The 13,355-nt window shown below is 56.5% G+C and carries 11 protein-coding genes; 6 read left to right on the top strand and 5 right to left on the bottom strand.

Going from position 1 to position 13,355, the window contains the following annotated elements:
- Positions 1–14: 14 nt before the first annotated feature.
- On the top strand, positions 15–1,670 hold the full coding sequence (locus SB725_RS08120; RefSeq protein WP_410921530.1) for an ATP-binding protein: 1,656 nt from the start codon (positions 15–17) through the stop codon (positions 1,668–1,670).
- A gap of 28 nt (positions 1,671–1,698) precedes the next feature.
- On the opposite strand, the gene SB725_RS08115 is transcribed toward SB725_RS08120, so the two are convergent.
- The 5 genes from SB725_RS08115 to SB725_RS08095 form a co-directional block, all read right to left on the bottom strand.
- On the bottom strand, positions 1,699–2,076 hold the full coding sequence (locus tag SB725_RS08115; protein ID WP_027923236.1) for a response regulator: 378 nt from the start codon (positions 2,074–2,076) through the stop codon (positions 1,699–1,701).
- A 77-nt stretch (positions 2,077–2,153) separates the two neighbouring features.
- Positions 2,154–3,335, bottom strand: a complete 1,182-nt coding sequence (locus SB725_RS08110) for a hybrid sensor histidine kinase/response regulator (RefSeq protein ID WP_059182994.1) — start codon at positions 3,333–3,335, stop codon at positions 2,154–2,156.
- Complete coding sequence (locus SB725_RS08105; RefSeq protein ID WP_027923238.1) at positions 3,329–3,922, bottom strand: chemotaxis protein CheB; 594 nt, start codon at positions 3,920–3,922, stop codon at positions 3,329–3,331. The genes SB725_RS08110 and SB725_RS08105 overlap by 7 nt, the downstream gene beginning before the upstream one ends.
- On the bottom strand, positions 3,919–4,752 hold the full coding sequence (locus tag SB725_RS08100) for a CheR family methyltransferase (RefSeq protein WP_027923239.1): 834 nt from the start codon (positions 4,750–4,752) through the stop codon (positions 3,919–3,921). Before SB725_RS08100 ends, SB725_RS08105 begins: the two co-directional genes overlap by 4 nt.
- Positions 4,752–8,243 (bottom strand): response regulator, encoded by a 3,492-nt coding sequence (locus SB725_RS08095; protein ID WP_027923240.1) that lies wholly within the window; start codon positions 8,241–8,243, stop codon positions 4,752–4,754. The genes SB725_RS08100 and SB725_RS08095 overlap by 1 nt, the downstream gene beginning before the upstream one ends.
- A gap of 260 nt (positions 8,244–8,503) precedes the next feature.
- Here SB725_RS08095 and SB725_RS08090 point away from each other — a divergent pair, with 260 nt between their 5' ends.
- From SB725_RS08090 to SB725_RS08070, 5 genes are all read left to right on the top strand, one after another.
- Positions 8,504–8,863, top strand: a complete 360-nt coding sequence (locus SB725_RS08090; protein ID WP_027923241.1) for a response regulator — start codon at positions 8,504–8,506, stop codon at positions 8,861–8,863.
- 62 nt (positions 8,864–8,925) lie between these two features.
- A complete protein-coding gene (locus SB725_RS08085) occupies positions 8,926–10,221 on the top strand; it encodes a glycosyltransferase (RefSeq protein ID WP_027923242.1) in 1,296 nt (431 codons plus the stop codon).
- Positions 10,222–10,365: 144 nt separating this feature from the next.
- Entirely contained in the window at positions 10,366–11,232 is an 867-nt protein-coding gene (locus SB725_RS08080) for a phospholipase (RefSeq protein ID WP_027923243.1), read from the top strand.
- A 125-nt stretch (positions 11,233–11,357) separates the two neighbouring features.
- Positions 11,358–12,239, top strand: coding sequence for a phospholipase (locus tag SB725_RS08075; RefSeq protein ID WP_027923244.1), 882 nt, complete (start codon positions 11,358–11,360; stop codon positions 12,237–12,239).
- Positions 12,240–12,318: 79 nt separating this feature from the next.
- Positions 12,319–13,224: an AraC family transcriptional regulator gene (locus SB725_RS08070; RefSeq protein ID WP_027923245.1), complete on the top strand. Its 906-nt coding sequence runs from the start codon at positions 12,319–12,321 to the stop codon at positions 13,222–13,224.
- The last annotated feature ends 131 nt before the right edge of the window (positions 13,225–13,355 follow it).

Below are 13,355 nucleotides of genomic sequence, written 5' to 3'. Positions count from 1 at the left end.
GTATTGTCGAGGCTATGTCTGAGCGCGCAATCATTCTCGCGCCACTGGGACGTGACAGCCAGATTGCGCTGATGATGCTCAACGAGGCGGGATTCGAAGGCATTGTGACCCGGGATCTGGTGGCGCTGTGCGGGGAGTTGGTCAAAGGTGCCGGCCTGCTGCTGATTTCTTCGGAAGCCCTGATAGGGTGTGATCTTGACCCTCTGCGGTTGCTGATCGATCAGCAACCGGCCTGGTCCGATCTGCCGATTGTATTACTGACGCACCACGGTGGCCCGGAGCAGAACCCTGCGTCACGACTCGGCCCGCAATTAGGCAACGTCACCTTTCTTGAGCGCCCTTTTCATCCGGTGACCTTGATCAGCCTCGTCACCACCGCGTTGCGCGGTCGTCGACGACAGTATGAAGCCAGGGACCGGTTGATCGATCTGAGCCAAAGTGAACTGCGCCTGCAAAACACCCTCGAAACCCTCGAACAACAAGTCGAGGAACGCACTGCACAGTTGCGCCACAACGAAGAAGCCCTCAGACAATCCCAGAAGATGGAAGCGGTCGGCCAGCTTACCGGCGGCATTGCCCATGACTTCAATAACATGCTGACCGGCATCATCGGCAGCCTTGAGTTGTTGCGTCGGCGCCTCGCCAGAGGACGCACCGAGGACCTCGACGGGTTGATCGACCTGGGCGTGACCTCTGCCAACCGCGCCGCAGGCCTGACTCATCGGCTGCTGGCATTCTCGCGCCGTCAATCACTGGACTCCAAACCCGTGGAAATGAACACCCTCGTGGTGTCCATGGGCGAACTGCTGCAACGCAGCATCAATGAAAGTATTCATCTGGACATGCAGTTGAGCGATGACTTATGGGTGGCCGAGGCCGATCCCAATCAACTCGAGAGCGCCCTGCTCAACCTCGTGCTCAACGCCCGCGATGCCATGCCCGAAGGCGGCACGCTGGTGGTCAATACGTCCAATCAAAAGCTCGATTCGGGATTCGTTGCGGCCCACGGTAATCTACAGCCCGGTGATTACGTGGTGCTGCGCGTGACCGACACGGGCTGTGGCATGGCCGAAAGCACGATCAGTCGTGCCTTTGACCCGTTCTTCACGACCAAGCCAATTGGTCAGGGCACCGGGTTGGGGTTATCGATGATTTACGGGTTCAGCAAGCAGTCGAACGGTCACGTCACCATCCACAGCGAAGTGGGTCACGGCACATCAGTGAGTGTGTTTTTGCCGCGCTACAGCGGCGGGGACCAGGCCGAGGAAAACCTGATGGACATCCAGCAGGCGCCTTATGCTCAGGACGGTGAAACCGTGTTGATTGTCGAAGACGACCCGGCGGTTCGCGTGCTGGTCAGTGCCGTGTTGAGTGAGTTGGGTTATGCCTTCGTGGAGGCCGGTGATGCCGACAGTGCGGTGCCGATCCTAGATTCAGCGCAACGGATTGATCTGTTGATCAGCGATGTCGGGCTGCCGGGCATGAACGGCCGGCAACTGGCGGAAATTGGTCGGCAGTATCGGCCTGATCTGAAAGTGCTGTTCATCACCGGTTATGCCGAACACGCGGCCGTGCGGGGTGGGTTTCTGGACCCCGGCATGCAGATGATCACCAAACCCTTCACCTTTGACCTGCTGACGGCCAAGGTGCGGGAGATGATCAGTATCTGATGCGCCCCGAGGGCCTATGGCAAAGAGCTCAGGACAGCATTCGCTGCATGAGCTCTTGCAGTTCATTCAGGTCGAATGGCTTGGCCAGGATCGGCGCGGTCTTGGTGATCGGGCTGTCTGTCTCGCGGATTTCCTGCGGATAACCGCTGATAAAAATCACTTTGAGTTCCGGTCGCAGTTTCACTGCCGGCTCGGCGATCTGCACGCCGGAAATCCCGCCGGGCAGACGAAAGTCGGTGATCATCATGTCCAGGTGTGGCTTGCTCGCCAGAATTTCAAAGGCCTGCTCGCCATTTTCGGCTTGCAGCACCCGGTAACCTTCACCCGACAAGTACGCGGACAGTACCATCAGAATCGAGGGGTCATCCTCGACGACAAGTACTACATCTTGTGCATCTTCACTCATGGGAAGCCTTTGTTCGGTCAATAGCTGCTGATACGACCGTGGGGTCGCTCAGAGGTTGCGTTTATCTGGCTCATTTCCTAAAGCGGCAGACAAACGCGAAATAGAGCGCCTTCGTTGATTTTGCTCTCGACGGCGATGGAACCGCCATGGGCGGCGATAATCTGCTCGGAAATAAACAGTCCAAGACCCAGCCCCGCGACCACGGTCTTGGCGGAAACACGCTCGAACTGTTGAAAAATACGCTTCTGGTTTTCTTCACTGATGCCGATCCCTTGATCCTGCACCTCGACCCGCGCCTGACCGTCCTGTACGTACACCCGCACATCAATCTGGCTTTTGCCACCATAACGCAAGGCGTTGGTGAGCAGATTTGAAATCACTTGCTCGATGCGAAATTCATCCCAGTGGCCGACCACTGGCTGCTCGGCAGTAAAGCGCGTGGAACACTCGGCGGCCTCGACTTGCGGCTTGAAGTTATCCAACAGATTGCCGACCAATTGCACCAGGTCGAACTTTGTGGGACGGATCGACAGCTTGCCGGTGCGAATGCGCGACACATCCAGCATATCTTCGATCAGGCGGATCAGGCTTTTGATCTGCCGCTCGTCACGGTCGACCATGGCGTGCATCTTGTCCAGGGTGAACGCCGAGGCGTTATCCCGGGCCAGGTGCATCTTGCGCAACTGGGTTTCAAGAATAAGGCCGTTGAGTGGCGTGCGCACTTCGTGGGCGACAATCGACATGAAGTCATCGCGCATGCGCACTGCTTGCTCCAGCTCCAGTTGAGTGCTCTGCAATTGTTTGAGCAACGCTTCCTGCTCACGACGGCTCTGCTCCAGCGCTTCAACCTGCTGTTTCATCGCTTTGCTTTGGCGGTACAGGTCGACGAACACATTGACCTTGCTCTTGACCGCGTGAATGTCCAACGGCTTGTGCAAGAAATCCACTGCACCGCTTTCGTAGCCTTTGAACGCGTAGTTCAACTCCCGGCCGGCAGCGCTGACGAACACAATCGGGATGTTTTTGGTTTTTTCCGTGCCCCGCATCAATTCAGCCAGCTCGAAGCCGTTCATGCCGGGCATCTGTACATCGAGAATCGCCATGGCGAATTCGTGCTGCAACAGCAGCGACAAGGCTTCGTCGGCGGACAAGGCCTTGTAGACCATGCGGTCTTCGCGCTTGATCAGCGCTTCGAGCGCCAGCAGGTTCTCCGGCAGATCGTCGACGATCAGCAGTTTGGCTTGGATGTTACTTAGCATGCTATTCGTTCCAGCTCGACAAGCAGACGGCCGATGCCGCCGATAGGGAGAATATGGTCCGGCTCATGAATATCCAGCGCCGCCTGGGGCATGGTTGCGACCTGGGCTTCATTCGGGTCTTGCACGATGGTCATTCCACCGCGACTTTTGACGTGGGACAAACCACGAGCGCCGTCACGGTTGGCCCCGGTCAACAACACGGCGGCCAGTGCTGAACCGTAGGTGTCGCCAGCGGACTCGAACAGGTAATCGATGGCGGGTCGCGAATGGTGGACGCGCTCTTCCAGGCTCAACGAGAAACTGCGGTCATGTTCCACCGACAGGTGATAACCGGGCGTGGCGAAATACAACGTCCCGGCTTCAATCCGGGTTTTATCGCTCGCTTCCCGAACAGGCATCGAAACCCGGCGCGCAAATACTTCGGCCAACAGGCTGCTACGCTCGTCGGGCAGGTGCAACACGACGATGATCGGCAGCGCGAAGCCTTCGCGCAACGGGCTGAGAATAGTCAGCAACGCCGCTACGCCGCCGGCCGAAGCGCCGATCACGATGGCTTCAATAGAAGGAACAGCTGCAGCGTTGTTCATGATTTGCGGTAGATCCGTTCTTGTTTGACCAGCGGCTCGAACTGGTTGCCGAAGGCCGAAAAATCCGGGGTTTCCTTACTGCCCAACACCAGGAACCCGCGATGACACAGCGACTCATGAAACAATCCGAACGCACGATCCTGAAGTTTTTTATTAAAATAAATCAATACGTTACGACACGAAATTAATTGAGTCTCGGAAAAGACACTGTCCGTCGCCAGACTGTGGTCGGCGAAGGTCACGTTCTCGCACAGGCTCTTGTCGAAAATGGCGTAGCCATAGGCCGCCGTGTAGTAATCGGCGAACGAGCACTGGCCACCGGCCTGCTGGTAATTAGCAGTGTAGGCCCGGACATTCTCCATGGAGAAAATCCCTTGCCGGGCCTTGTCCAGCGAGTGTGGGTTGATGTCGGTGGCATAAATGATGGCGCGTTCCAGCAAGCCTTCTTCACGCAGCAGAATCGCCATCGAATAGACTTCTTCACCGGTACTGCACCCGGCAATCCAGATTTTGATCGAAGGATAGGTCTTGAGCAGCGGCACCACTTCCTTGCGGATCGCGAGGAAGTGCGAAGGGTCGCGGAACATCTCGCTGACCGGGATCGTCAGCAGTTGCAGCAACTGCATGAACGCCGTCGGGTCGTGCAGGACCTTTTCCTGCAAGGCCGAGATGGTGTTGCACTCGAACTGAACCAGCGCATGATTCACCCGACGCTTGATCGAAGCGCCGGAGTAGTCGCGAAAGTCGTAGCTGTACTTGAGGTAAATCGCCTCGATCAACAAGCGCAATTCGATGTCGCTGTTTCGCTCCACTGAATAAATGCCTTCCACTAAATGCGTTCCATCTTCGGTAACCACACGCGAATCAGCGAGAACAGACGATCCAGGTCGATAGGCTTGGCCAGGTAATCATTGGAGCCGGCCTGCAGGCAGCGCTCCTGATCGTCTTTCATGGCCTTGGCCGTCACCGCAATGATCGGCAGCTTGCGCCAGCGCGGGTCCTTGCGGATCTCGATAGTGGCTTCGAAGCCATCCATCTCCGGCATCATCACGTCCATCAACACCAGATCGATGTCCTCGACTTCATTCAACCTTTCAATCGCTTCACGACCGTTTCGGCCAATGACCACGACTGCGCCCTTTTGCTCCAGTGCACTGGTGAGGGCGAAGATGTTGCGTACATCGTCGTCCACCAGCAGCACCTTGCGACCCTCGAAGACCTTGTCGCGGCTGCGCGCGGTCTTGAGCATCCTCTGCCGTTCATGGGACAACTTCGATTCGACTTTGTGCAGAAAGAGTGTGACCTCGTCCAGCAAACGCTCAGGCGAGCGCGCGCCTTTGATGATGATCGAGCGCGAATACTTGCGCAGTTCGGTCTCTTCATCGCGGGTCAGGTTGCGCCCGGTGTAGACAATCACCGGCGGGAACGAGCAGATGTCTTCCGTGGACATGCGCTTGAGCAAGTCGTTACCGAGCATGTCCGGCAATTTCAAGTCGATGATCATGCAATCGAAAATCGTCGTGCGCAGCAGGTCCAGCGCGTCCTGAGCCAGGCCTACCGCCGTGATTTCGATGTCCTCGTCACCGATCAGCCGGGCAATGCTGTCGCGCTGCAGATCATCGTCTTCCACCAGCAACACGCGCTTGACCTTCTGGGTCAGCTTGGCTTCGAGGCGGGCGAACACATCCTTGAGTTCTTCGCGAGTCGTCGGCTTGACCGCGTAACCGATGGCGCCCATGTGCATGGCGGCCTCGACCCGGTCTTCAACGGAAATCACGTGAACCGGAATGTGCCGGGTTTCGGCGTGCTCTTTCAGGCGCTGCAACACGGTCAGCCCGGAATGATCGGGCAGGCGCATGTCCAGCAGAATGGCGTCGGGAATGAACTCCTTGGCCAGGTCATACCCTTCGTCGGCCCCGTGAGCAACCAGGCACTGATAGCCCAGTTCGTGCGCGAGGTCGAAAAGAATGTTCGCAAAGTTCGGCTCATCCTCCACGATCAGAATGCACCGTGTCTTGAACGGCGCCTGGCCGCGGTCGTCGTTGAAACGAGGAATATCAACCGGGGCAACCAGTGGAGCCAACTCCGCCGGTGCCGCGCGGGGGGTGATTGCGACGGGTGAAGCCTGCATCGGCTCGACAGGCTCGTCGCCCGGCTCGACGTATTGCTGAGGCAACACCAGCGTGAACACACTGCCCTGCCCCGGCTCACTGCTGACGCTGATCGAACCACCAAGCAACGCCGCCAGGTCCCGGGAAATCGACAAGCCCAGGCCGGTGCCGCCATAGCGGCGATTAGTGGTGCCATCCGCCTGACGGAACGCTTCGAAAATGCTGTCCTGCTGGTCTTCGGCGATACCGATGCCCGAGTCGCGGATGATGAAGGCCACGCCCTCATTCGGTTGCGAGGCCACGGTAACGCTGACCGAACCCTTCTCGGTGAATTTCACCGCGTTCGACAGCAGGTTTTTGATCACCTGTTCCAGACGCTGGCGGTCGGTGAAAAGCATCTTCGGCGCACCGGGTTGCAGTTCAACGTGAAACGCGAGGTGCTTGTCAGCCGCCATCGGCTCGAACATCCCGCGCAAGCCATCAACCAGACGCTCGACGCTGACGTTTTCCGGACGCATCTCCAGCTTGCCGGCCTCGACTTTGGAAATATCGAGAATGTCGTTGATCAGGTTGAGCAAGTCATTACCGGCGGAATAAATCGACTCGGCGAATTTCACCTGTTCAGCGCTGAGATTTTCCTGAGGGTTTTCGGCGAGCAATTTGGCCAGGATCAACGAACTGTTCAGCGGCGTGCGCAGTTCGTGGGACATGTTGGCGAGGAACTCGGACTTGTACTTGCTGGAGCGCTGCAGCTCCAGGGCGCGGTCCTCAAGCTGCACCTGGGCCAGGTTGAGCTCGGTGTTCTTCTGATCCATGGCATCGCGCTGGTCTGCGAGGATCTGCGCCTGCTCGGCGAGCTGCTCGTTGGTCTGCTCGAGTTCCACCTGCTGGGTTTCCAGGTGCGCCTGGGACTCCTTGAGAATCCGCGACTGTTCTTCGAGTTCTTCGTTGGCGGTCTTGAGCTCTTCTTGCTGCACTTGCAGCGCTTCGTTGAGCTGCTGGGTTTCGGCCAACACCTCCTGCAAACGCTGGCGATAGCGTGCAGCTTCGATGGAGGTGCCGATGTTGCCGGCAATCAACTCCAGCAACTCGATGTCACGATCAGACAACGGACGCAGGAAGCCCAGCTCGATCACACCGTTGACCCGGTCGTCGTCACTGGTCGGCACTACGAGCACGCTGTGCGGCAGGCCTTCGCCCAGGCCGGAACTGACCTTGAAGTAATTGCTCGGCACATCATCCAGACGAATCAGGCGGGCCTGGTTCGCGACTTGGCCGACGATGCCTTCATCGCTGTAGATCTGCTGATTTCGCTCTTCCTGCTCGCGAGAGAAACCGTAGGAAGCAATACGCTTAAGGCCACCGTGGTCTTCGCGAACATAAATGGCGGCGACGGCGGTGCCCAGGTACTGCGCGCAAAACTGCAGAATGTTGCGACCCAACAGATTGAGGCTCAGTTGCCCCAATACTTGTTCGGCCAGCTCGGTCTGGCCGTTACGCAGCCAGGCTTGTTGCTCCAGGCGCAAGGCGCTGGATTGCTGCGCCGCGAGGTTGGCACTGTAGATTTGCGAGAGATTGAGCAGGTCGCGTCGACCAATGAAGGCGAGCATGGCGCTGACACCGGCGACGAACAGCAGGTACAGGCCGATGCTCCAGAGCGTGGTACGGCGCACTTCGTCGCTGCGCGTGGCGCGCAGCTGCTGCTCCATGTCGACCACGTCTTCGAACTGCTTGCGGATTTCATCGGTCAGGCGCTTACCGCGCCCGGCCTTGACCGCACCGCGATAATCGCCGCTGTTACGCTGCAAATCGATCATCGATTGCGCGTAGCTCGCCCACTCGGTCTGCAACGCTTGCAGACGACGCAAGCGATCGGTTTGCGCCGGGTTGTCGGCGGTCAGTTCAAGCAAGGTATCAAGGGCCACCGCTATTCTCGGCTTGGCCGTTTCGTAGGGGTCAAGAAAGTGCTCGTCACCGGTCAGCAGGTAACCGCGCATGCCGGTTTCCAGGTCGATGGTCAACTTGGCCGCTTCATTGGCGTTATTGATCACCCGGTCGGTGTGCTCGACCCATTGGATTACCGACAACAGATAAGTGATCAGCGAAACAAAAAATACCGCGCTGATGACACCGACGCCCAATGGCAGGCTGACGTTGCGGCTCAGGAGTTTGCGGAATCGTTGCTCATCAACCGAAGACGCAGTGGTCATGGGGAGGCCTTGTCGAACTGTTCAAAAGCACGGAGTTTGCCCCAAAAGAAGCACGTTGATCCAATTTTCTGCCTTGTATCAGGGTAAATCCCGCATTTAGCTGCGCGAGCGCGAAGGGAGCGGTTATCCTTGCCATCTTGTACAGCTGTTCTTTTTTGCACAACGCTGGGAACTTGTCGGGATCCGCCACTTACTCATGCAAGAGCCCGGTGATTTCAATCGACCGGCCCCCCTGAATTCAATCTTTGCGAGTAACCATTATGTCCACCGACGCCTCCATCATTTTAGTAGTCGAAGACGATGCCATTGTGCGCATGCTGATCGTTGACGTGCTGGAGGAGCTGGAGTTCAACGTCCTTGAAGCGGATGGCAGCGAACAGGCGCTGAAGTTTCTCGAGGATAATAAAAAGGTCATCAACCTGATGATGACCGACGTCGGCCTGCCCGTGATGGACGGCCGAGAATTGGCCACCCAGGCGCGAATGCTGCGCCCTGAGTTACCCATCCTGTTTGCCAGCGGCTATGCCGAAAGCATTGAGGTGCCTGACGGCATGCAGGTGATCGGCAAACCGTTCTCGATTGATCAGTTGCGGGACAAGGTCAAGTCCATGCTCGCCTGACTTCTCAGTTCTGCTTCTCAGTACTGCCCCTCCCTATTACCCGCACCAAGGAATACCCGTTAATGAGTCAGCCCCGCGCAACCAAAGTTCTGGTTATTGGTTACGTTTGGCCCGAGCCCCGCTCTTCAGCGGCCAGCGGGCATGTCATGCAACTCCTCGATACGTTCTTGCAGCAAGGCTGGGACATCACTTTCAGCAGCCCGGCCGGCACCGGTGAACACCGGGCGGACCTGACGGCGCTGGGTATTCGTGAAGTCGCCATCGAGTTGAACAACAGCAGCTTTGACGCGTTCATCACCGAGCTGGCGCCGGATATCGTGCTGTTCGATCAGTTCATGATGGAAGAACAGTTTGGCTGGCGCGTTGAAAAGCACTGCCCCGACGCGTTGCGTGTGCTTGAGACGTCGGATTTGCAAAGTCTGCGTCATGCCCGGCATCAACGACTCAAAGACCGATTGAAAGACCGTGATGACGCCAACGACTTCAGCGAGTTGTTTGCCCCGGCATTGCGCGAAGAGTTCGAGTTGATGGCGGATACGGACCTGGCCAAACGCGAAATTGCCGCGCTGTATCGTTGCGACGTGAACCTGATGATTTCCGAGGTGGAAATCGAGTTGCTGGTCGAGCAATTCAAGTTGCCGCGCAACCTGTTGCACTGGTGCCCCCTGATGGTCGATCCGCCCAGTGCGCCACCGTTGCCGTTTGCAGACCGGGCACATTTTTTGAGTATCGGTAACTTTCGCCATGCGCCGAACTGGGATGCGGTGCTCTGGATGAAAACGGCCATCTGGCCATTGATCCGCGAACAATTGCCCAAGGCGCAGTTGCATATCTACGGCGCTTACACACCGCCCAAGGCCACGGCCCTGCACAACCCGGCGCAGGGCTTTCATGTAATGAACTGGGCTGAAGATGCCTTGCAAGTCATGTCGGCGGCACGGGTGTGTCTGGCACCGCTGCGTTTCGGTGCAGGTATCAAAGGCAAGATCGTCGACGCGATGTTGTGTGGCACGCCTACGGTCACAACGCCCATCGGCGCCGAAGCGATGCAGGGCGAACATCTCTGGCCCGGCGCAGTGACCCAGACAGCTCAGGCGTTCGCCGATAGCGCGGTTCGACTGTACAAGGATGAGACACTTTGGATAGAAGCCCAATCCCTGGGGCGGACGTTGTTGGCCGATCGCTATCAACCGTCTGTACATGGTCCAGCATTGATCGATAAATTGTTGTACTGCCAGCAACATCTGTCGCAACTTAGAAGTGATAACTTTACAGGCAGCATGTTGCGTCACCACCACCATAAAAGTACGCAGTATATGGCCCAATGGATTGAAGCAAAAAACAGAACTCCGCTATAACACTTTAACAATAAACATTTTGCATCAGCCGTATTATTGACCCCGCCCGGCATCCCCCTTCTTAATACCAAGCCGAACGTGCAAACTTTCAGTAACGTTCGGCACAGTCTTTTTATTTAATCTTTCAATGCAGGGATGCACCCCATGAATTACGCTGTTCAAAATAATGACGCGCTCAACAACTGGATGTCCGCCCATCCGGCAATTGATACATTGTCGCTCACTGAATTAACACTGCCGGGCACTCACAACGCTGGCAGCGACTGGAAAGCGTCCTGGCCATTTATTCCGGGTGCTCACTGGCTGGCCTGCCAGCATCAATCCTTTTCCGCGCAACTGAACCATGGGGCTCGAGCACTCGACATTCGTCTGATGTACGACGCGGGTGCACCCGATCCAGGGAAATTTCGCATTCACCACAATGGCTACCGCAATAACCGTACCTTGGGGAACCTTGTCACCGATGTGCAACACTTTCTTCGGGAGAACCCCGATGAGTTCATCATTCTGGACTTCCATGATTTGAAGGGGGACCCGTTTGATTACGCTTACTTCAATAATATGATCAAGCTATTTCTCGGCCATTGCCTGATCCCCAGAAAAAACCAATCCCTGAGTCTGCATCAACTCAAAAAAATCAGCCCCCTACAAAGGGTGTTGGTCGCAGCCCCATGGCATCCCGCACTTGATGAAAATTTGTTTATCCGGCAAATCGAACACCAATGGTCCGGCAGTGGCATCACCAACGCCAAGGAGTTGGAGAAACACATTGCTGACGTGTTGAAAAACCCGCCAGGAACGTGGGCACCCTGGTCGCTTTCCGCCACCAGCTACAGCGCGCTCGGCGGCCCGGTAGATATACACGAAAAACTTGATTCCTGGTTTGATCCAAAGACCAGTAATTGGGCCGAGAAGTGCAACATTATCAATGTCGACTTCATTGAAGAATCCCAACTGGTTTCTTATTGCAAAACCGTCAACCTGAAAAAAGCCGGCTGGCGCAATGCTTAGTTGCCGCGCCACTAAATCGCTATTTTTGTGCAAGTGTTTCTGTGACTGGCAATGCTGGCAGGCACTTCTACGCTGGGTCATGAGTCTCCCCCACGGATGGGGCAAATCACCGACAAGGAAACGTCATGACCTATAACACTGCAACCGCACTCGACACACAAAAATGGATGAGCAACGTACTGGACATCGGCCATTTGAAGTTGACCGATATTGTCTGGCCCGGCACGCACAACGCCGGGATGGACAAAAAGGCCCCCAACTACGAGGTCGTGGTCGGCAATTGGACGACGTGCCAGAACGATTCATTTGCCTGGCAACTGGCCAACGGCGCACGGGCATTCGATATCCGGCTCGGCTGTACCGCCGGCCCGGAAGTGCCGGTCTATTATTTTCATCACAACGGCTTTCAGTCCCACCGCATTCTTGATGAGCTGATCGAAGCGGTAGCGACATTCCTGACTCAAAACCCGGACGAATTCATCGTCCTCGATTTCCATCAGTTGGAAGATGGGCCAAAGATTTTCGACTACCGGCAATTCAATGACTTGCTGATGCGCCGCCTGGGTTCGCGCTTGATTCCCTATTCGGATGCATTCAGCACCGTGGAACAACTCAAACGTGCCAGTTCGCGGCGCCGCATCGTCTTGGCGGCGCGCGCGAAACCCGGACTGGACAATGAATATTTCTGGCCGCAGATTCCTCATAAGTGGAACGGCAACGCATTCACCGATGCCATCGATCTAAAATCACACATCGAGACCACCCTCGCGGGAGCCCCTTACGAGACCTTCCTCTGGTCGTTGCCAGCAACCTGCTATTCGCTGCTGGGTGGCCCGCAACACTTAAAAAATCAAATCAACGATTGGTTCCACAGCTCTCGCGATTGGGTCACGCGGTGCAGCATTATCAGCACCGACTTCTTTGATGAAGCGGACATCGTCCGCTATTGCTGGAGTGCCACCAGCATGAAGGCGGTATACGGGCACCGATTGCATGAGCCGGCATAAGTGATCGTCATTGCAGGCTGGCATCGCAGGTGCCAAAAGGGGCATGATCCGGTAGCGATAACAAGAAAAGCGTCCTGACATGACCCGAACAGCCCGCGTGACAGACCCCTCCTATGAACTGATGGATGACCATAACGGGTTGTCCATCATTTACCGCCAGCACGGGTTCCCCTGCCCTTTGGTGCGCTGGCATTTTCATAAGGAATACGAACTGCACCTGATCGTCGCCAGCTCCGGCAAAGTGTTCATCGGCGACTACATCGGCAACTTCTATCCGGAGACATTGTTCCTTACAGGCCCCAACCTGCCGCACAACTGGATCAGCCAGGTCGAGGAAGACGAAGTGGTGCCCAAGCGCGACATGCTGGTCAACTTCACTGACGAGTTGTTCGAAAGCGGCCATCAGGTGTTCGCCGAACTCAAGACCTTGGCGCCACTGCTGGAGCGCGCGCAGTACGGCATCGAGTTCCGATGCAAGCGCACCATCCGCCAGGCCATGACACTGATGCAACGGATCGCCGACACCCAAGGCGTGACCCGCCTCGGACACTTTTTCATTCTGCTGGAGCTGCTGGCGGCCTCCGACGATTTTCAATTGCTGTCAGGGGCAACGACGCCGCAATTGGCTGATGAGCATAATATCGATCGCACCAACCGAGCCGTGGATTACATCTTCGCCCACTACGCCCGGGAGCTGTCGCTCGAAGAAGTCGCCGAGCATTTGGGCATGAAGCCGACTTACTTCAGTCGCGTCTTCAAGCAAGCCACCGGGCGCTGCTTCATCGAATTCGTCAATCGTCTGCGCATCAGCAAGTCCTGTGAGTTGCTGGCCGATGGCGACAAACCGGTGACCGACGTGTGCTTCGAGTCGGGTTTCAACAATATTTCCAACTTCAACCGGCGCTTTCAGCAACTCAAGGGCATGACACCATCGCACTACCGGCGGCTGGCAGTGCAGCGCCTTACTGAGCAAAATCAGCACTGACACCTTGTCCGGCAGCTGCTACAGAGTGCAGCGCGTTAAATCCTGCCTTTCTCTAACCCGAGTGCAAAATAGTATCGATCCAAGTGCGATGGATGATTTGTCTCATCTTCAATTGAGGGCTGTAATCAGCG

This window comes from Pseudomonas sp. SIMBA_041 (assembly GCF_046535095.1).
In the GTDB taxonomy this organism is placed as follows: domain Bacteria; phylum Pseudomonadota; class Gammaproteobacteria; order Pseudomonadales; family Pseudomonadaceae; genus Aquipseudomonas; species Aquipseudomonas mucoides.
This window is presented reverse-complemented; position numbering and strand designations above follow the sequence as displayed.

Bases quoted from the DNA above. Each gene is read 5' to 3' on its own strand.
- SB725_RS08120 (WP_410921530.1), top strand. From the start codon at position 15: ATGTCTGAGCGCGCAATCATTCTCGCGCCACTGGGACGTGACAGCCAG.
- SB725_RS08115 (WP_027923236.1), bottom strand. From the start codon at position 2,076: ATGAGTGAAGATGCACAAGATGTAGTACTTGTCGTCGAGGATGACCCC.
- SB725_RS08110 (WP_059182994.1), bottom strand. From the start codon at position 3,335: ATGCTAAGTAACATCCAAGCCAAACTGCTGATCGTCGACGATCTGCCG.
- SB725_RS08105 (WP_027923238.1), bottom strand. From the start codon at position 3,922: ATGAACAACGCTGCAGCTGTTCCTTCTATTGAAGCCATCGTGATCGGC.
- SB725_RS08095 (WP_027923240.1), bottom strand. From the start codon at position 8,243: ATGACCACTGCGTCTTCGGTTGATGAGCAACGATTCCGCAAACTCCTG.
- SB725_RS08090 (WP_027923241.1), top strand. From the start codon at position 8,504: ATGTCCACCGACGCCTCCATCATTTTAGTAGTCGAAGACGATGCCATT.
- SB725_RS08085 (WP_027923242.1), top strand. From the start codon at position 8,926: ATGAGTCAGCCCCGCGCAACCAAAGTTCTGGTTATTGGTTACGTTTGG.
- SB725_RS08080 (WP_027923243.1), top strand. From the start codon at position 10,366: ATGAATTACGCTGTTCAAAATAATGACGCGCTCAACAACTGGATGTCC.
- SB725_RS08075 (WP_027923244.1), top strand. From the start codon at position 11,358: ATGACCTATAACACTGCAACCGCACTCGACACACAAAAATGGATGAGC.
- SB725_RS08070 (WP_027923245.1), top strand. From the start codon at position 12,319: ATGACCCGAACAGCCCGCGTGACAGACCCCTCCTATGAACTGATGGAT.